Consider the following 17,230-nt stretch of genomic DNA (forward strand, 5'->3'; position numbering starts at 1 on the left):
CGGCACTACCGCGCGGGGGCCGGTGCCGCGTGTCCGGTCGCCCGTGATCAGCGTGACCGTGACAGGTGCGCGGTGCCGGTGGCGGTGGCGGCGGGTGTCGCCGGTGGCGGTGGGGCGCCGTGCGCCGCCGTCGGGGTGAGGAGAGCGGCGACGAGAGTGACGTTGCGGAGACGTTGCCCACGATCTCGGTCCCGTGATTCGGCGTGGACCGACGTGCCGAGGTTGCGCCCTTCGGCGAGGATGGGCACATGTCTTCCTTCGGTAAGTGGTGGGGCCGGCTCAGCGCGGTCCTCGGTGGGGCCGTGCTGGCGGTCTTCGTGCCCGTCGCGGCCTGGGCGTCCACGGGCACCGGCGAGCTGGTGGTGGAGGCGGCCCGGCGACGCGGCCGCAGCGGCTTCGGGATCCTCCCGCTGCTCTGCTGCCTGGTGGTGATCGCGATCATCGTGTTCCTGGTGCTGCGTCTCATGCGCAACCGCCGGGGCGGTCCGCCCCGCTGACCCACCCGCCTCGGGCGACGCCAGGCTGGGCGGCCGGCCCCGCGAGCCGGCCGCCGGTGCTCACACCGCGAGCCGGCCGCCGGTGCTCACACCGCGAGGGCCGCGATGGCCCCGGACAGGAATCGCGCGGTGGCCTCCCGGGTGCCGTCCCGCTTGACGCGGATGCGCTCGGCGGCGGTGACCAGCAGGGTCCGCACCTTGGCGTGCCCCTGAGGCGGTGGCGCCGGCGCCGGCCCGAGCAGGTCGGCGATGCTGGCGCCGAACGCGGCGGCGCGTCGCTGGGCCGGGTCCGTGATGCTGCCCTCGGCGTAGCTGCGGACGGCGAGGCTGGCGTTCAGCCCACGCTCGTGGCCCAGCACGGTGCCGGCCTCGCCGTTCGTGGTCAAGAAATTGATCACGTCGATGACGGCGTCCGGGTGGCGGGTGCCGCGGAACGCGGCCCAGTACATCGACGCCCGCGCCCACTGTGCGCCCGGTGCCCCCGGTAGGCCGGTCAGGCCCAGCTCGGCGTCGGTGAGTCGCTGAAGCTCCGGCAGCTGATGGGACCAGGCGAAGGACGCGGCGGTCAGCCCGGTGACCACCGGTTGCCGACCCGGCTCCGCGCTGTCCGCCTGCTCGACCAACGCCCCGCCCGGTGTGGCCCGTCCGGCGCGGGCCCGCTGCCACAACTCGAACCACGCGATCAGTTCGTCCGCGCCGAAACCGATCTGGTTGCCCCGGTAGAACTCACCGCCCTGCGACCGCAGCCAGAGCCAGAGCGCCCGGTAGTCGCCCGACGCGTCCATCGTGCCGGCCACCCGGCCGTCGCTGGCGTCGGTGACCTGCTCCGCCCAGGAGAAGTACTCGGCCCAGGTCATCCCGCCGCGTGGCTCCGGCACCTTCAGATCCCGCAGCAGGTCCCGGTTGAAGACCACGCCCACGTGGGTCTGCCCGCTGGCCACCGCCATCGTGCGCCCGTCGACAGTGCCGTAGCGGATCAGCCCCTCCGGCAGGCTCCGCAGGTCGAGGTGGTTGTCGGCGACCCGGTCGCTGAGATCGAGGATGATCCGGCGCTGGGCGTACTCGGTCAGCATCGCGTCGTCGATCTGGATCAGGTCGGGTACGTTCCCACCCGCCGCCTGGGTGGCCAGGCGGTCGTAGTAGCCCTCGGCGCCCTGCCAGGTGACCCGGAAGGTGACCCGGGGGTTGCGTTCCGAGTAGAGCCGCAGCACCTTCTCGGTGATCTCGGCCCGCTTGGCGGTGCCCCACCAGAAGACCGACAGCTCGACCGGCCCCGTCTCGGTCGAGGTGGTGGCGCCGTCGCTGCATCCGGCGAGCCCACCTGACATGAGCAGGGGTGCACCGAGCAGCGCGCCGAGCAGTCGGCGTCGGCCCGGGTCGGCGCCGAGGCGGTCGATCGGGGGTCGTACAACGGGCACGGGGGTCTCCTGGACCTGCGAGGGCAGCGGTCGGACCATTCACGCAGGCAGCGCACGAGGGTGTCAACGTCCGTCCGGTCACCCCGTCGCGCTGGTGGTCGAATCGGGCTGACCGACGTCGCATGGTGTACTAGGGCGCGTGGAACTTCTGCACTCGGGCAAGGTCCGGGACGTCTACGCCGACGGCGACGACCTGATCCTGGTGGCCTCGGACCGCATCTCGATCTACGACGTGGCGCTGCCGACGCCGATCCCGGACAAGGGTCGCCTGCTCACCGCCCTTTCGCTCTGGTGGTTCGAGCAGCTCGCCGACCTGGTGCCGAACCACGTCATCTCGGCCACCGACGTGCCCGCCGAGTTCGCCGGGCGGGCGATCCGCTGCCAGCGGCTGGACATGGTCCCGGTCGAGTGCGTCGCCCGCGGCTACCTCACCGGCGGCGGGCTACGGGAGTACGAGCAGACCGGCGCGGTCTCCGGCGTACGCCTCCCGCGCGGGCTCGCCGAGGCGTCGATCCTGCCCGAGCCGATCTTCACGCCGTCGAGCAAGGCGCCGGCGGGGGAGCACGACGAGCCGATCACGTACGACGACGTGGTGGCGAAGGTGGGCGAGGCCACCGCCGAGCGACTGCGGCAGATCACCCTCGACATCTACCGGCGCGGCGCCGAGCTGGCCGCCGACCGGGGCATCCTGATCGCCGACACCAAGATCGAGCTGGGCTGGGCGCCGGACGGCACCCTGGTCCTCGCCGACGAGCTGCTCACCTCCGACTCGTCGCGGTTCTGGCCGGCCGAGTCGTACCAGCCGGGCCGGGTGCAGTTCTCCTACGACAAGCAGTACGTGCGGGACTGGGCCACCGGCAGCGGCTGGGACAAGCAGCCCCCGGCCCCGGACGTGCCGGCCGAGGTGGTCGAGGCGACCCGGGCCCGCTACGTCGACGTCTACGAGAAGCTCACCGGCAACCGCTGGGAGTGACCGGGACACCGCGCTTTCGCCGTACCTGCTGGACCTGACCGACGTCACCGTCGAGGATGGACCCATCACTCTTCGTGGGGTCTGGGGCGGTCGGATGAACGGCGACATGTGGATCAGGGCGCTCAAGGCGGCCCGGGCCGGTGCGTGCGTCTCGCAGGAGGCTCTGGCGGAGCTGATCAGGTGGAATCCGTCCACCATCGCGGCGATCGAGACCGGGCGGCGGCGGCCGACCCCGCAGTTCGCCGAGGCGGCGGACACGGCGCTGGAGACCGGCGGGCTGCTGGCCGAGTTGCTGGCGGTGGCGGCCCGGCAGGAGTCGCCGGCCTGGTTCGCGCCGTGGCCGGCGATCGAGGCAGAGGCTGTCGCTCTCCGCACCGTTCAACCATCGCTGGTGCCGGGCCTGCTCCAGACCGAGGCATACGCGCACGCGGTGCTCAGCGCCCAGGGCACCCACACCCCGGAGCGAGTCGCCCAACTGGTCGCCGGCCGGCTGGCCCGGCAGGAGCTGCTGACCGGCCCGGCCCCGAAGCGGTTCACCGCGATCGTCGACGAGGCCGCGCTGCGCCGCGTGGTCGGCGATCGGGACGTCCAGCTCGCCCAGTTGGAACGGCTGGCCGAGCTGGCCGCCCTGCCCCATATCCGGCTCTACGTGATCCCCGCCGGGGTGGGCGCGCACGCCGGGCTGGCCGGCGGCTTCGTGCTGGCCGCGCTGCCCGACGGCGACGAGGTGACCTACGTCGACGGGGTCTTCGGTCAGATCGTCGACCGGCCCGACACCGTTGATACCATCAGGACGATGTGGGACGCGCTGCTGGGCGAGGCCCTGCCGGCGGGCGTGTCCGTCGAGCTGATCGGAAAGCTGGTGAACGAGCTGTGAACTCCGCCCCCACCCCTCGGTGGCGCGTGTCGACCCGATCCGGCAATGGCGGCGACACCTGCGTCGAGGTGGCCGACAATCTGCCCGGCCAGGTGCTGGTCCGTGACTCCACCGACCGCGCCGGTGCCGTCCTGACCTTCGCGCCGACGGCCTGGCGCGCGTTCGTGGCGGGAGTCCGCACCGGCCGCTGAGGTCAGTCCACCCAGTTCAGGGTGCGCTGTACGGCCTTGTGCCACTGGCGCAGCTCCTGCTCGCGCAGCTCCGGGGCCATCGCCGGCTCCCACTGCGCGTCGGAGCGCCACTGTGCCCGCAGGGTGGCCAGGTCCGGCCAGAAACCGACCGCCAGCCCGGCCGCGTAAGCCGCACCCAGGCAGGTGGTCTCGGTGATCCGGGAACGGACCACCGGCACGTCGAGCACGTCCGCCAGGAACTGCATGAGCAGCCCGTTGGCGGTCATGCCACCGTCCACCCGCAGCCGGCGCAGCGCCACATCCGAGTCAGCGTTCATGGCGTCGACCACCTCGCGGGTCTGCCACGCCGACGCCTCCAGCACCGCCCGCGCCAGGTGCCCCTTGGTGATGTAGCCGGTCAGGCCGGCGATCACCCCGCGGGCGTCGCTGCGCCAGTGCGGGGCGAACAGCCCGGAGAACGCCGGCACCACGTAGCAACCGCCGTTGTCGTCCACGGTGCGCGCCAGCTCCTCCACCTCGGCGGCGGTGGAGATCAGCCCGAGGTTGTCCCGCAGCCACTGCACCAGCGAGCCGGTGACGGCGATAGCGCCCTCCAGGGCGTACGCCGGGGGTTGGTCCTTGATCCGGTAGGCGACCGTGGTGAGCAGGCCGTGCGACGACGGGACCGGGCTGGCACCGGTGTTGAGCAGCAGGAAGCTGCCGGTGCCGTAGGTGCACTTCGCCTCGCCCGGCTGGAAGCAGGTCTGCCCGAACAGGGCGGCCTGCTGGTCGCCGAGCGCGCTGGCCACCGGCACCCCGGCGAGTACGCCGGTGGCGTGGCCGTACACCTCGGCGGAGCAGCGGATCTCGGGCAGCATCGCCGCCGGGACCCCCATCGCGTCCAGGAGGTCCGGGGCCCAGTCGAGGGTGGTGAGGTCCATCAGCATCGTCCGGCTGGCGTTCGTCACGTCGGTGACGTGCTCGCCGGTCAGCTTCCAGATCAGCCAGCTGTCCATGGTGCCGAAGAGGACCTCGCCGCGCTCGGCGCGCTCGCGCAGACCGTCGACCTCGTCCAGCAGCCACCGCAGCTTCGGCCCGGCGAAGTAGGTCGCCAGCGGCAGGCCGGTGCGGGCCCGGAATCGCTCCTCGCCGTACGCCGAGGCCAGCTCGCGCAGCAGCGGCCCGGTGCGGGTGTCCTGCCAGACGATGGCGTTGGCCACCGGGCGGCCGGTGGACCGGTCCCAGACGACGGTGGTCTCCCGCTGGTTGGTGATGCCGACGGCAGCCAGGCCGGCCGCGTCGGTGCCGGCGGCCCGCAGCGCCTCGGAGACGACCTGCTGGACGTTGTCCCAGATCTCCTCGGCGTCGTGCTCCACCCAGCCGGGCCGGGGAAAGATCTGCCGGTGTTCGCGCTGCGCGACGGCGACGATCTCCCCGGCGTGGTCGAAGACGATGCACCGTGAGGAGGTGGTGCCCTGGTCGATGGCGGCGACGTACTGGGGGGTCACCGCAGCACCGTACCCGGACCGACGGTGCGGTGCGAGCTGCGTCACGTCCGGTTGCGGCCCGCTGTCGTCCGCCGAGCTCCTCGTCCCCTACGATGTGCGAACGTGCGCGACATCGCCGTTTTCAGTGGAACTGCCCATCCCGACCTGGCTGCCGAGATCTGCGCCCACCTGGGGGTGCCGCTGCATCCGGTGCGGGTCTCCCGGTTCGCGAACGACTGCCTGGAAGTGCAGCTGCAGGCCAACTGCCGCGAGCGGGACGTCTTCCTGATCCAGCCGCTGGTGCCGCCGGTGCAGGAGAACCTGGTCGAGTTGCTGCTGATGATCGACGCGGCGCGGGGCGCCTCCGCCGGCCGGATCACCGTGGTGCTGCCGCACTACGCGTACGCGCGCTCGGACAAGAAGGACGCGCCGCGGATCTCGATCGGCGCCCGGTTGGTCGCCGACCTGCTCACGTCGGCCGGGGCGGACCGGGTGCTCGCGATGACGCTGCACTCGCCGCAGGTGCACGGCTTCTTCAGTGTCCCCGTGGACCACCTGCACGCGCTGCGTGAGCTGGCCACCCACTTCCAGCGCTACGACCTGAGCAACACCGTGGTGGTCTCACCCGACCTGGGCAACGCCAAGGAGGCCGCGGCCTTCGCCCGGCTGCTCGGCACGCCGGTCGCGGCCGGGGCGAAGCAGCGGTTCAGCGACGACCTGGTCAAGATCAGCGCGGTGATCGGCGAGGTGACCGACCGGGACGTCATCGTGCTGGACGACGAGATCGCCAAGGGCAGCACCGTGGTCGAGCTGATGGAGCACCTGCGTGGCCTGAAGGTCAGGTCGATCCGGCTCGCCTGCACGCACGGACTCTTCTCCGACGACGCCCTGCGGCGGCTCAGCGAACAGGACGGCGTCCTGGAGATCGTATGCACCAACACGGTGCCCATCCCGGCCGCCAAGCGGGTGCCGGAGTTGCAGGTCCTGTCGGTGGCGCCCGCCCTGGCCGAGGCCATGCGTCGGATCCACAACGGGGAGTCCGTCTCCGCGCTCTTCGGCTGAGCCGTGCCACGCGGCACCGTTGCGCGGATCAGTATGTGGTGCGGTCGGGGCTGACGAGACCGGTGCTGACGCGGACAGTGGTGCCGGCGGTGCTGGTGACCACCTCCATGGCGTCGGTCAGCTCGCGGGCCAGCCAGAGACCCCAGCCGCCGGCGGTGTCCGGGGCCGGCCGACTGCGGTCGCCCAGCCGCTGCGGGCTGATCCCGTGCCCGTGGTCGGCCACCTCGCAGATCAGCGCGTCGGCCTCGTGCCAGAGCCGCAACCATCCGCGCCCGCCACCGTGCCGGACCGCGTTGGTGATCAACTCGTTGATCGCGAGCACGAAGTCGTCCAGCCGTTGGCCGGTGAGCCCGGAGGCATGCGCGCAGGAGGTGACCGAGTGGCGAATCTCGGTCACCTGGGCCTGGTCGAAGGCGTCGGCGATCAGGAGGGCAGGTTCGATGGGCACAACCGTACGCGGTGCGTGTGGATCTGCGTTGGTCATGGGCCCGTCCCGGCGGCGGATCTCGGAGTACTTCGCGGCATTTCCACCGTACGTCAGGGTTTCCCGAACCGCACTCGCCGCCCGCCGTGGGGGCGGACGAGGTGTGGCATCCTGACCGCCATGCCGTCGCCGCCGGGTGGATTCGAGGTGCCGCTGTGGCGTGCGCTCACCGTGTTCCGGATGGCGTCCCTGGCGTACGTCTGCGTGCTCGCGGTGCGCGACGTCGACCAGTACGCCCACCCGTACGCCGTCGGTGCCCTGATCCTGCTGATGGCGGCCTGGACCGGGGTGACCGCGATCGGGTACGCCCGACCGGCCTGGCGGCGCTGGCCACTGTTACTGGCCGACCTCGCAGTGGTGCTGGTCGTCGTGCTGTCCACCCCGTGGGTGGTCGGTCGGGCGGCGCTCGCCGGCGGCGTACCCACCATGGGGGTTGCCTGGATGGCCGGCCCGGTGCTGGCCTGGGCGGTCTCCGGCGGGCGGCGGCGGGGCACGATCGCCGCGCTGCTGGTGGCCGGCGCGGACCTGGCCACCCGGGAGCGCATCGGCCAGTCCTCGTTCACCGGGGTGATCCTGATGCTGCTCGCCGGAGTGGTGGTGGGGCACGTGGCCCGGCTCGCGGTGGGCGCCGAGGAGCGGCTGCAACGCGCTGTGGAGTTGGAGGCTGCCACCCGGGAGCGGGAGAGGCTGGCGCGGGACATCCACGACTCGGTGCTCCAGGTGCTGGCGCTGGTGCAGCGGCGGGGCGCCGACCTGCCCGGCGAGGCCGGCGAGCTGGCCCGGCTGGCGGGTGAGCAGGAGGCCGCGTTGCGGGCGTTGATCGCCGGCACCGACCCGACCGCCGCCGCGCTGCCGGACGGCGCCGAGGCGGCGGCGGTGGACCTGCGGACCCTGCTCGGTCGGTACGCCTCGACGGCGGTGGCGCTCTCCGCGCCGGCCACCCCGGTGCCGCTGCCCCGGCGGGTGGCCGGTGAGCTGGCCGCCGCGACCGGCGCGGCCCTGGACAACGTGGGGCGGCACGCCGGCGGGAGAGCCTGGGTGTTGATCGAGGACGAGGGGGCGACGGTGACCGTGTCGATCCGCGACGAAGGGCCGGGCATTCCGGCCGGCCGGCTGGCCGAGGCCGCCGCGCAGGGCCGCCTCGGCGTGACCCAGTCGATCCAGGGTCGGGTGGCCGACGTGGGCGGGACGGTACGGATCATGTCCGTTCCCGATGCCGGCACCGAGATCGAGTTGACGGTGCCGAGGGCGCAGCGGTGACCCCGACGAGGGTGATGGTGGTCGACGACCATCCGATGTGGCGGGAAGGCGTCGCCCGTGACCTCACCGAGGCGGGCTTCCTGGTGGTGGCGACGAGCGGCGAGGGGCGACAGGCCGTCCGGGTGGCCGCCGCCGCCCGACCCGACGTGGTCGTCCTCGACCTGCAACTACCGGACATCTCGGGCGTCGAGGTGATCCTGGGGCTACGCGCGGCAGTACCCGACGTGCGGGTGTTGATGCTCAGCGCCAGCGGCGAACAGCAGAGCGTGCTGGACGCCGTCAAGGCGGGGGCCACCGGCTACCTGGTGAAGTCGACAGCGCCCGCCGAGTTCCTCGAAGCGGTCCGCCGCACCGCGGCCGGCGACACCGTCTTCACCCCCGGCCTGGCCGGGCTCGTCCTCGGCGAATACCGCCGGCTGGCCGCCAGCCCGGGGCAGACGGCCGACCCGAGCGGCGACGCGGAGCCCGCCACGCCCCGGCTCACCGACCGGGAGACGGAGGTGCTGCGGTTGGTGGCGAAGGGGTTGTCGTACAAGCAGATCGCACAGCGGCTCGGGTTGTCGCACCGCACCGTGCAGAACCACGTGCAGAACACCCTGGGCAAGCTGCAACTGCACAACCGGGTCGAGTTGACCCGTTACGCCATCGAACGCGGCCTGGACGACTGACGGCGGGCTCTCGACGAATGACGTCAGACCGAGCGCGGTGGCTCGGTCTCGTGGATGGCCAACTCCTCGGCGGTCGCCCCGCCACCGGCCGAGCCCGCGTCGTACGCCACCGAGTCGGTCTCCTGGTCGGTGTGCGACCCCTCGTCCGGCTCCACCAGCCGGCCCACGGTGGCGTCAGCGACCGTGCCCAGCTGACCGTGGTCGTAGAGGGAGACCGGTGAGTTCGGGTCCGAGGTCGGCCCGGGATCCATCACGTCGGCGTCCAACTGGGCCTCCGCTGCGGCCTCCAGGTTGTCCGCCTCGAAGGCGATCTTCGGGTCGATCGTCCCGGCCAACGGGTCGTCCGCCGGACGCTCGTAGACCTCTCGTCCGAGCTTGTAGTCCAGCGACTCCCCGTCGAGCTGCTCCTCGGCGGTCGTCCCGAACCGGTCCACCGCCACCGGTGTCCGGTCGCCGGGCAACTGGGCCGGGTCCGGGCCGTCCGCCTCGCGCCCGGTGAGCACGTCGTCGTTGGCGGTCGAGTCGTCATCGGCGGTGTCGGGCAGGCCTTGCGCCTCGGTGTCGGACACGGGGGTCGGGTACTCGTTGTCGCGCATGTCTGATCACTACCCGCTGCCCTCCCGCCGTAACCGGAGCACGGCAGACCGTGCGGTGGCGAAACCGGCACCCGGGACGGAACACCCCGTCAGTCGCGGTGGGCGATCTCGTCGTCCGGGTGCAGAACGCACCAGACGACCTTGCCGTCCCCTGCGGGGCTGCTGCCCCAGCGGCGGGCGACCGTGTCGATCAGCAGCAGGCCCCGGCCACCGGCCCGGTCCGGCGGGGACAGGCCCGCGAACGTGGGCAGGTGCGACGAGTGGTCCCGGACGGCCAGGTGCAGGCTGCTGTCCCGGGGCGCGAGCCGGACCGTCATCTGGGTCCGGGCGTGCGCCACCACGTTGTTGACCATTTCGGTGATCGCGATGCACGCCGGGTCGATCAACATCGGCACGCCCCAGCGGCGGCAACCGGCGACGACCAGCTCGCGGGCCTGCCGGGCAGCTCCCACCGCAGGGGCCAGGTCGGCGGTGAGCACCGCCGCCAGTGGCGTCGCCGCGACCGCTGCCAGCGCGTCGTCCACCGTCGGCCAGGCCGGCACCCCGGCCACCGTCGCGGCCCCGGCTACTGTCGCGGCCCCGGCTACTGTCGCGGCCCCGGCCACCGTGCCGGACCCGGCCACCGGTGTCGGCGCGGCCGGTTCCCCGGCCGGCGCGGCCGGCGGCGTCGTGTCCGTGCGATCGGACGGCACGACCGCCGGATCACACAGCAGCAGATCCGCTGCCGGCCAGTCGGCGACCTCCCGGCGAACCTCGGCGAAGACGCCCCGCACGGTCGGATCGACCACCCGCAGCCCGGTCACGTCGGCCACCACCGGACCGGGCCGGTCGGCGAGCCGGGAGAGCAACGCGAGACGTACCGCCTCGGCGCCGTCGGCGTCGAGCACACCCGTCAACCGGACCACCGCCGACGACTCGTCGGCCTCCACGCGGCAGTTCGCCGTGATCGCCGCACCGGGCGCGCCGGTCACCGCTCGCGCGTTCGGACGCTCAGTCGCGGTCATCAGCGCCCCAACCGCGACCGGCGGTTGATCGCCGCCATCGTGCCGACCGCCGTCCCGGCCGCGGCCAGGCCGAACGCCGCGGTCATCCGCACCAACTGACGCCGTCGGCCCTGCCAGCCGCCGTCCCGGCGGGCGCCGGCGTCAGCGTGGAACACGTTGCCGGTGCTGTCCACCCGAGCCCCCGGACCGAACTGGGTGCGGTGGGCGTACCAGCCGAGGGTGCGCTCCACCAGCGCCGGCGCCAGCCGCCACTGGAGGCCGAGCAGCCGGGCCGCGCCACCGGCGTACGCCTCCCGGCGCGGTCGACGGAGCAGCCGGACGATGGTCTCGGCCACCACCTCCGGCGGGTAGATCGGAGGAGGTGGCACCAGTTCGCGGCCGGTGTGGTTGGCCGCGTGCCGGAAGAACGGGGTGTCGATGGTGGCCGGCAGCACGGTGCAGACCGAGATCTGACCGCGACCGGTGACGCGCAGCTCCTGCCGGACCGTGTCGGCCAACCCCCGGATGCCGTGCTTGGTGGCGTTGTACGCCGACTGGTACGGCATCGCCACCTCGGCCAACACCGAGGCGTTGTTGACCAGCACGCCTCCGCCGGCCGCCTCCAGGTAGGGCAGGGCGGCCTTGATGCCGTGCACCGTGCCGAGCAGGTTGACCTCCAGCACCCGGCGGAACTCCGCGACCGGGATCTCGTCGAACAGTCCGACCGCGCTCACCGCGGCGTTGTTCACCCAGGCGTCGATCCGGCCGAACTCGGCCGCCGCCCGATCGGCCAACCGTCGCACCGACTCCAGATCGGTGACATCGGTCGGTACGACCAGCGCCCGGCCGCCCAACTCCCAGCACTGGTGTGCGACCTGTCGCAGGGCCGACTCGCTGCGGGCGGCCAGGACGACGGCGGCGCCCCGGCGGGCCAACGCGTACGCGGTCGCCGTGCCGATCCCGCTGGACGCGCCGGTGATCACCACGGTCGAATCGTCGAGGGTGCGGGTCAGCGGCATTCCTGGGCGGTACCCCCGCCCGGGCCTGGTCATACCACCGAACAGTTGTCGATCATCGTCGAACTGTCACCGGGGTGCCACCTGTGCTTGCTGTGGCGCAAGTGTCGGCGGCACTCGTCGTGACTCTTCCTGATCTGCCAGGTTTCGGCTCGGGGTACGGGGGTTAATGGGACGCTCTGACCGGGAGGACCACCGCCGAGGAAAAGATCGCAGGGAGGTGACCCATGCGCGTCGGCCTCGTCTGCGCGCACGCCAGCTCGTACCGCCACGCCGACGGCCCACCGGTCGGCACCCGCCAGCACATCGCGCGGGTCGCCGCCGAGTTGGCCGAACGGGGCCACGACGTCCGGCTCTACGACCGCACTGACGATCCAGGACTGCCGGCGACGACCGACGTCGACGGCTACCAGGTACACCGGGTGCCCGCGGGCCCACCCACCCCCCTCTCCACCGCCGAGCTGATCCCCCACGTGACGGAGTTCGGCCGCTGGTTGACCGACGAGTGGTCCGGCGCCTGGCGACCCGAGGTGGTGCACGGGCACTACTGGGTCGGCGGCCTCGCCGCCGCGCACGCCGTCCGGGAGACCGACATCCCGGTGGTGCAGACGTTCCACTCGCTCGGCGTCGAACAACTACGGCACCTGGGCGGCCACTACGACGGGCCGGGGGAGCGGATCACCCTGGAACGGGCGCTGACCCGGGCTGTCGACATCGCGGTCGCCCAGTCGAACGACGAGGTCGACGAGCTGACCCGGATGGGTCTGCAACGCAGCTCCGTCGCGTTGGTGCCGGCCGGTGTCGACATCGAACAGTTCCACCCCGACGGCGAGGCAGCTCCCCGCGAACAACGGGCCCGCATCCTCTCGGTGGGCTCACTCTCCGCCGGGCACGGCCAGGAGGACCTGATCCGGGCGATGCGGCTGGTCGGCGACGCCGAACTGGTGATCGCCGGTGGGCCGCCCACCGACCAACTCGCCAACCACGCCGAGGCGCGACGGCTGCGGGAGCTCGCCGAGCAGGTGGGCGTCGCCGACCAGGTGCGGCTCGTCGGTGCGGTCCCGCACGACCAGATGGCCACCTGGTACAGGTCGGCGGACGTGGTCGCCTGCACGCCGCACTACTCCTCAGCCGGGCGGGTCTCGTTGGAGGCGATGGCCTGCGGCGTACCGGTGATCGGCTACGCCATGGGCGGCCTGGCGGACGCGGTCGTCGACGAGGTCACCGGCCGGCTGGTACCCCCCGGCGACGTGCGGGCGCTCGGTATCTCGCTGCGTCGGCTGCTCGCCGACAACGCCGGCCGGTTCGCGTACGGGCACGCGGCGGTGGACCGGGTCCGCAGCAGCTACACGTGGGAGCGGACCGCCGGCGCGTTGGAGCGGCTCTACGAGCGGGTGGTGAGCCGCCGCAAGCCGGTCGAAGCCTAGAACGTCGGAGCCGCCCGCGTCGGGCCGCGCCGCGTCGGGCCCTGCGTGCGCGGGGCGCGGGGCGCGGGTCAGCCGGAGCGGGTGGCGATGGCCATGGCCCGGTCCCGGCGGGGTGGCACCGAGCGCTGCTGCTGCGGCTCCGCGTACCGGGTCAGGCCGATCACCGCGGCCAGGGTGACCAGGAATCCGACGGCCGCCAGCCACTCCCGGCCCGGCCAGATCTTGTCGTTGAGCAGCAGCAGGCCGACGATCGCGGCCGGCACCGCGCCGGCGGCGTCCATCGCGGCGACCGCCGCCGTCGTCGAGCCGCGCTGCATGGCCAGGCCGAGCAGCAGTTGACCGACGACCGAGTGAACGATCAGCAGGTAGAACAGCGGGTCGGTGAGGAACGCCTCGGCCGACGGCGCGGATGCCAGCGGCCGGGCGGCGACCGCGGCCGAGCTGAACGCCAACCCGGCCAGCGAGCCGAGGGCCACCGACCCCGGCGCCCCGTGCAGCCGGACGGCGAAGACGCCGAGCACCGCGATGACGCCGAGGGCCACCAGCAGGGCGATCGAGCCGGCCGTGCCGAGCTGCCGCGACGGCGCCGGGCGGGCGGACAGCACCAACGCGGTGATCCCGGCGAAGAGCAGCGCGAGCAGCACCACCTCCGCCGCCGGCAGTCGCCACTTCAGCACCAGCACGCCGAGGATCGCGGTCACCCCGAGCCCGGCCGCCACGCTGGCCTGCACGAGGAACAGCGGGAGATCCCGCCGGGCCAGGAAGGCGAACACGAAGCCCGCGATCTGGCAGCCCAGGCCGACCAGGTAGGTCCGGTGTCCGGCGAGGCGCAGCAGCAGGCCCGGATCGAAGGTGTGGTGGACCGTGGTGCGGGCTGCGGCCACCGACTGGAGGAGGTTGGCGAAGCCGTACGCGACGATCATCGTCGCGAGGAAGCACCAACCGGAGGAGACCACCTGGCGAGGATAGAGGTTGCCGGGTGTCAGCGCTCGGCTGGCCGATCGAGCCGGGCGAGGATGTCGGCGTGCAGCACACCGTTGGTGGCCACCACACTGCTGTCGGTGCCGGGGTCGCCGGACGGGGACGGCCGACCGTCCAGATCCGTGACCGTGCCACCCGCCTCGGTGATGATCGGCACCAGCGCCGCCACGTCCCACAGCGACAACTCCGGCTCGACCATCACGTCCAGTGCTCCCTCGGCCAGCAGCATGTAGCCGTAGAAGTCGCCGTACGCCCGGCTGCGCCAACCGTCGCGCATCAGGTCGAGCATCGCGTCGAGCAGCCCGGCGCGTTCCCAGCCGGTCAGGGAGGAGTAGCAGACGCTGGCGTCGGCCACCGCACGTACCGCCGACACGCCGATCCGCTCGCCGTCGGTCGCGCCCGATCCGGCGTACGCGCCCGCGCCGGCACTCGCCCACCAGCGTCGCCCCAGCGCCGGCGCGGACACCACACCGACCGCCGGCCGGTCACCGTCGTAGAGGGCGATCAGGGTGGCCCAGACCGGCACACCGCGGACGAAGTTCTTGGTGCCGTCGATCGGGTCGATGATCCATCGGCGGCCGGCCGGGTCGGTCGACGGCCCGGCGCCGTACTCCTCACCCAGCAACCCGTCCGTCGGCCGGTGCTCGGTCAGCAGGGCGCGGATCTCCCGCTCCACTGCGGTGTCCGCGTCGGAGACCGGTGTCAGGTCGGGTTTCGCCTCGACGCGCAGGTCGAGTGCCCGGAACCGGGCCGTGGAGATGGCGTCGGCCCGGTCGGCGAGCTGGTGGGCGAGGGCGAGGTCGTCGGCGTACCCGGTCATCCCGGCAACCTAGCCGACGCCCGCCGGCTCACTCGTCGGGCCCGCGCCGGTCACCCTCGCCCGGCCCGCGCTGGTCGCTCTCACCGCGCGCGTCGCCCTCGCCGGCGCGCGAGGCCAGCAGCCGGCGGTACGACGCCAGCCGGCGTGGGTCGGCCTTGCCGGAGGCCACCCAGGCGTCGAGCGCGCAGTCGGTCTCGTCGGCCGTGTGCTGGCAGTTGGGCGGGCAGTCGACGGTGCCCTCGACCAGGTCGGGGAAGCCGTGCAGCAGGCTGTCGGCGGACACGTGGGCCAACCCGAAGCTGCGGATGCCGGGGGTGTCGATGATCCAGCCCGGGTCGGTGTCGACCCCGGGCACCGGTGGCAGTCGCAGCGCCACCGCGCTGGTGGAGGTGTGCCGTCCGCGGCCGATGGCGCTCACCACGCCGACCGCGCGGGCGGCGTCCGGGACGAGGCGGTTGACGAGCGTCGACTTGCCCACGCCGGAGTGCCCGACCAGCACCGACACCTTGCCGCTGAGCAGCGCGCGGAGCGCGTCGAGGTCGGAGTCCGGGCGGTTCAGCACGTACGGCAGCTCCAGCTCGGTGTAGTAGCCGAGCACCTCCTCCGGCCCGGCCAGGTCGGCCTTGGTGAGGCAGAGCAGCGGCTCGACGTCCGCGTCGTACGCGGCCACCAGGCAGCGGTCGATGAACCCGGTACGCGGCGGTGGGTCGGCCAACGCGCTGACGATCACCAACTGGTCGGCGTTGGCCACCACCACCCGTTCCAACCGGCCCTCTGCGGTGGTCTCGTCGTCATCGGCGGTGCGGCGCAGGACCGAGCGGCGGTCGGCGATCCGGACGATGCGGGCCAGCGCGCCCTCCGTGCCGGACGTGTCCCCGACCAGGCTGACCCGGTCGCCCACCACCACCGACTTGCGGCCCAGCTCACGGGCGCGCATCGCGGTCACCGTGGGCAGTTCGGCCCCGACGACGCCGCGTTCGGCACCGGACAGCACGCAGGTGTAGCGCCCCCGGTCGACGGCGATGACGAAGCCGTCCACGGCGTCGGAGTGCCGAGGTCGGGTGCGCGTACGTGGACGTGACGACTTTCCGGGCCTGACCCGTACGTCGTCCTCGTCGTACTCCCGCCGTTTGGTCGCCAGGACCTGTCCTCTTCTCGCGTCAGCTCACTTGCCGGTCACCATCGCTGACCATAGTGCCGGGAACTCGGGCATCGTCTTGGAGGTACACCCCACGTCGTCCAGCTCGATGCCGGGAACGGCGAGCCCGGTGACCGCGGCGGCGTGCGCCATGCGGTGATCCTGGTAGGTGCGGAAGGTCCCACCGCGCAGGGGGCGGGGCCGGATCTCCAACCCGTCCGGGGTCTCGGTGATGTCCGCCCCGAGCCCGCTGAACTCCCGCGCCAGCGCGGCGAGCCGGTCGGTTTCGTGGCCGCGGATGTGCCCGACGCCGGTGAAGACCGACGGCGAGTCGGCCAGCATGGCCAGCGCGGTCAGCACCAGGGTCAGCTCGCCGACGTCGGACAGGTCGGCGGTCAGGCCGTGCACCACGCCGGTGCCCCGCACGGTCAGGCCGTCGGTGGACAGGGTGACCTCCCCGCCCATCCGTTGCAGCAGCGAGCGGAGCTGCTCGACCGGTTGCGCGCTGCTGTGCGGCCAGCCCTGGAGGGTCACCTCACCTCCGGTGACCAGGGCAGCGGCGAAGAACGGCACCGCGCCGGAGAGGTCCGGCTCGATCTCCCAGGCGCGCCCGGTGAGCGGGCCGGGCTCGACGGCCCAGACGTCGGGGGTGCTGTCGTCGACCGCCGCGCCCGCGGCCCGCAGCATCTGCACGGTCATCCGCAGGTGCGGCGCGGACGGCACCGGCGGGCCGACGTGGCGCACCACGACCCCCCGGTCGAAGCGCGGGGCGGCCAGCAGCAACCCGGAGACCAGTTGGCTGGAGGCGGACGCGTCGATCACCACCTCACCGCCGGTGATCCGGCCGGTGCCGAGCACGGTCAACGGCAGGCTGCCGCTGCCGGTGACGTCGATCCGGACGCCCAGCGAGCGCAGCGCGGCGATCAGCGGGCCGAGGGGGCGGGTGCGGACGTAGGGGTCGCCGTCGAAGGTGACCTGCCCGTCGGCCAGGCCCGCCACGGGCGGCACGAACCGCATCACGGTGCCGGCCAGCCCCACGTCGACGTGGGCGGGGCCGACCAGCGGGTGCGGCCGGACCAGCCAGCGCTCGTCGTCGCTGATCGACACGTGCGCGCCCATTCCGCGCAGGCCGGCGGCCATCAACTCGGTGTCGCGGGCGCGCAGCGGCCGGGCCAGCGTCGACGGGCCGGCAGCCAGCGCGCTGAGCACCAGGGCGCGCGCGGTCATCGACTTGGAACCGGGCAGGCGCAGCGTCGCCGTCACCGGGTCGGACGCGGTCGGTGCGGTCCACGGCTGCGACGGCCGGGTCGCGGTTAGATTCCCCACGGTTACATTCTGCCGTGTCGGCTGCTGGGCGGCGGGGGCCGGCGGTC

General features: G+C 73.1%; 19 protein-coding genes. 8 read left to right on the top strand and 11 right to left on the bottom strand.

All coding sequences use genetic code 11. The annotated features are described in order from the left end of the window. Nucleotides 1–47: 47 nt before the first annotated feature. Complete coding sequence (locus tag GA0070612_RS10680) at nucleotides 48–248, bottom strand: hypothetical protein (RefSeq protein ID WP_088987767.1); 201 nt, start codon at nucleotides 246–248, stop codon at nucleotides 48–50. Here GA0070612_RS10680 and GA0070612_RS10685 point away from each other — a divergent pair, their 5' ends adjacent. Continuing rightward, nucleotides 249–497 (top strand): hypothetical protein, encoded by a 249-nt coding sequence (locus tag GA0070612_RS10685; protein ID WP_088987768.1) that lies wholly within the window; start codon nucleotides 249–251, stop codon nucleotides 495–497. Nucleotides 498–583: 86 nt separating this feature from the next. Here GA0070612_RS10685 and GA0070612_RS10690 read toward each other — a convergent pair whose 3' ends face one another. Then, nucleotides 584–1,915, bottom strand: coding sequence for an ABC transporter substrate-binding protein (locus GA0070612_RS10690; RefSeq protein ID WP_231924525.1), 1,332 nt, complete (start codon nucleotides 1,913–1,915; stop codon nucleotides 584–586). Between the two features lie 139 nt (nucleotides 1,916–2,054). Here GA0070612_RS10690 and GA0070612_RS10695 point away from each other — a divergent pair, with 139 nt between their 5' ends. The 3 genes from GA0070612_RS10695 to GA0070612_RS10705 all read left to right on the top strand — a co-directional run bounded on the left by GA0070612_RS10695 (nucleotide 2,055) and on the right by GA0070612_RS10705 (nucleotide 3,956). Continuing rightward, nucleotides 2,055–2,888, top strand: a complete 834-nt coding sequence (locus GA0070612_RS10695; protein ID WP_088987770.1) for a phosphoribosylaminoimidazolesuccinocarboxamide synthase — start codon at nucleotides 2,055–2,057, stop codon at nucleotides 2,886–2,888. A gap of 94 nt (nucleotides 2,889–2,982) precedes the next feature. Beyond that, on the top strand, nucleotides 2,983–3,765 hold the full coding sequence (locus GA0070612_RS10700) for a helix-turn-helix domain-containing protein (RefSeq protein ID WP_088987771.1): 783 nt from the start codon (nucleotides 2,983–2,985) through the stop codon (nucleotides 3,763–3,765). Nucleotides 3,766–3,791: 26 nt separating this feature from the next. Continuing rightward, the gene (locus GA0070612_RS10705; protein ID WP_231924526.1) at nucleotides 3,792–3,956 is read left to right on the top strand and encodes a DUF397 domain-containing protein; all 165 of its coding nucleotides are present in this window, start codon (nucleotides 3,792–3,794) and stop codon (nucleotides 3,954–3,956) included. A gap of 2 nt (nucleotides 3,957–3,958) precedes the next feature. Here GA0070612_RS10705 and glpK read toward each other — a convergent pair whose 3' ends face one another. Continuing rightward, a complete protein-coding gene (gene glpK, locus GA0070612_RS10710) occupies nucleotides 3,959–5,443 on the bottom strand; it encodes a glycerol kinase GlpK (RefSeq protein ID WP_088991395.1) in 1,485 nt (494 codons plus the stop codon). A gap of 102 nt (nucleotides 5,444–5,545) precedes the next feature. Here glpK and GA0070612_RS10715 point away from each other — a divergent pair, with 102 nt between their 5' ends. Then, nucleotides 5,546–6,484: a ribose-phosphate diphosphokinase gene (locus GA0070612_RS10715; RefSeq protein ID WP_088987773.1), complete on the top strand. Its 939-nt coding sequence runs from the start codon at nucleotides 5,546–5,548 to the stop codon at nucleotides 6,482–6,484. Between the two features lie 28 nt (nucleotides 6,485–6,512). Here the strand turns inward: GA0070612_RS10715 and GA0070612_RS10720 are convergent, their stop codons facing one another. Next, nucleotides 6,513–6,968, bottom strand: coding sequence for an ATP-binding protein (locus GA0070612_RS10720; RefSeq protein ID WP_088987774.1), 456 nt, complete (start codon nucleotides 6,966–6,968; stop codon nucleotides 6,513–6,515). Between the two features lie 120 nt (nucleotides 6,969–7,088). Here GA0070612_RS10720 and macS point away from each other — a divergent pair, with 120 nt between their 5' ends. Continuing rightward, entirely contained in the window at nucleotides 7,089–8,228 is a 1,140-nt protein-coding gene (gene macS / locus GA0070612_RS10725) for a MacS family sensor histidine kinase (RefSeq protein WP_088987775.1), read from the top strand. A 14-nt stretch (nucleotides 8,229–8,242) separates the two neighbouring features. After that, nucleotides 8,243–8,896 carry a response regulator gene (locus tag GA0070612_RS10730; RefSeq protein WP_088987776.1) on the top strand — a complete coding sequence of 218 codons (654 nt, stop codon included), beginning with the start codon at nucleotides 8,243–8,245 and terminating at the stop codon, nucleotides 8,894–8,896. A gap of 23 nt (nucleotides 8,897–8,919) precedes the next feature. Here GA0070612_RS10730 and GA0070612_RS10735 read toward each other — a convergent pair whose 3' ends face one another. The 3 genes from GA0070612_RS10735 to GA0070612_RS10745 all read right to left on the bottom strand — a co-directional run bounded on the left by GA0070612_RS10735 (nucleotide 8,920) and on the right by GA0070612_RS10745 (nucleotide 11,494). Beyond that, nucleotides 8,920–9,492, bottom strand: coding sequence for a DUF5709 domain-containing protein (locus tag GA0070612_RS10735; RefSeq protein WP_088987777.1), 573 nt, complete (start codon nucleotides 9,490–9,492; stop codon nucleotides 8,920–8,922). An 89-nt stretch (nucleotides 9,493–9,581) separates the two neighbouring features. Beyond that, nucleotides 9,582–10,496: an ATP-binding protein gene (locus GA0070612_RS10740; protein ID WP_088987778.1), complete on the bottom strand. Its 915-nt coding sequence runs from the start codon at nucleotides 10,494–10,496 to the stop codon at nucleotides 9,582–9,584. After that, a complete protein-coding gene (locus GA0070612_RS10745; RefSeq protein ID WP_088987779.1) occupies nucleotides 10,496–11,494 on the bottom strand; it encodes an SDR family oxidoreductase in 999 nt (332 codons plus the stop codon). Before GA0070612_RS10745 ends, GA0070612_RS10740 begins: the two co-directional genes overlap by 1 nt. A 224-nt stretch (nucleotides 11,495–11,718) precedes the next feature. On the opposite strand from GA0070612_RS10745, the gene GA0070612_RS10750 reads away from it, so the two are divergent. Beyond that, entirely contained in the window at nucleotides 11,719–12,918 is a 1,200-nt protein-coding gene (locus GA0070612_RS10750) for a glycosyltransferase (protein ID WP_088987780.1), read from the top strand. Nucleotides 12,919–12,986: 68 nt separating this feature from the next. On the opposite strand, the gene GA0070612_RS10755 is transcribed toward GA0070612_RS10750, so the two are convergent. From GA0070612_RS10755 to aroA, 4 genes are all read right to left on the bottom strand, one after another. After that, nucleotides 12,987–13,841 (bottom strand): hypothetical protein, encoded by an 855-nt coding sequence (locus GA0070612_RS10755; RefSeq protein ID WP_231924617.1) that lies wholly within the window; start codon nucleotides 13,839–13,841, stop codon nucleotides 12,987–12,989. Nucleotides 13,842–13,900: 59 nt separating this feature from the next. Then, on the bottom strand, nucleotides 13,901–14,719 hold the full coding sequence (gene hisN, locus GA0070612_RS10760) for a histidinol-phosphatase (RefSeq protein ID WP_088987782.1): 819 nt from the start codon (nucleotides 14,717–14,719) through the stop codon (nucleotides 13,901–13,903). 28 nt (nucleotides 14,720–14,747) lie between these two features. Then, nucleotides 14,748–15,758 carry a ribosome small subunit-dependent GTPase A gene (rsgA, locus tag GA0070612_RS10765; protein WP_088987783.1) on the bottom strand — a complete coding sequence of 337 codons (1,011 nt, stop codon included), beginning with the start codon at nucleotides 15,756–15,758 and terminating at the stop codon, nucleotides 14,748–14,750. 126 nt (nucleotides 15,759–15,884) lie between these two features. Further along, nucleotides 15,885–17,183, bottom strand: a complete 1,299-nt coding sequence (gene aroA / locus GA0070612_RS10770; RefSeq protein WP_088987784.1) for a 3-phosphoshikimate 1-carboxyvinyltransferase — start codon at nucleotides 17,181–17,183, stop codon at nucleotides 15,885–15,887. Nucleotides 17,184–17,230 lie beyond the last annotated feature (47 nt).

The sequence above is a fragment of the Micromonospora chokoriensis genome, assembly GCF_900091505.1.
Taxonomy (GTDB): domain Bacteria; phylum Actinomycetota; class Actinomycetes; order Mycobacteriales; family Micromonosporaceae; genus Micromonospora; species Micromonospora chokoriensis.

Bases quoted from the DNA above. Each gene is read 5' to 3' on its own strand.
- GA0070612_RS10750 (WP_088987780.1), top strand. From the start codon at position 11,719: ATGCGCGTCGGCCTCGTCTGCGCGCACGCCAGCTCGTACCGCCACGCC.
- GA0070612_RS10735 (WP_088987777.1), bottom strand. From the start codon at position 9,492: ATGCGCGACAACGAGTACCCGACCCCCGTGTCCGACACCGAGGCGCAA.
- GA0070612_RS10755 (WP_231924617.1), bottom strand. From the start codon at position 13,841: ATGATCGTCGCGTACGGCTTCGCCAACCTCCTCCAGTCGGTGGCCGCA.
- GA0070612_RS10720 (WP_088987774.1), bottom strand. From the start codon at position 6,968: ATGACCAACGCAGATCCACACGCACCGCGTACGGTTGTGCCCATCGAA.
- GA0070612_RS10745 (WP_088987779.1), bottom strand. From the start codon at position 11,494: ATGCCGCTGACCCGCACCCTCGACGATTCGACCGTGGTGATCACCGGC.
- macS (WP_088987775.1), top strand. From the start codon at position 7,089: ATGCCGTCGCCGCCGGGTGGATTCGAGGTGCCGCTGTGGCGTGCGCTC.
- hisN (WP_088987782.1), bottom strand. From the start codon at position 14,719: ATGACCGGGTACGCCGACGACCTCGCCCTCGCCCACCAGCTCGCCGAC.
- GA0070612_RS10740 (WP_088987778.1), bottom strand. From the start codon at position 10,496: ATGACCGCGACTGAGCGTCCGAACGCGCGAGCGGTGACCGGCGCGCCC.
- GA0070612_RS10700 (WP_088987771.1), top strand. From the start codon at position 2,983: ATGAACGGCGACATGTGGATCAGGGCGCTCAAGGCGGCCCGGGCCGGT.
- GA0070612_RS10730 (WP_088987776.1), top strand. From the start codon at position 8,243: ATGGTGGTCGACGACCATCCGATGTGGCGGGAAGGCGTCGCCCGTGAC.
- GA0070612_RS10685 (WP_088987768.1), top strand. From the start codon at position 249: ATGTCTTCCTTCGGTAAGTGGTGGGGCCGGCTCAGCGCGGTCCTCGGT.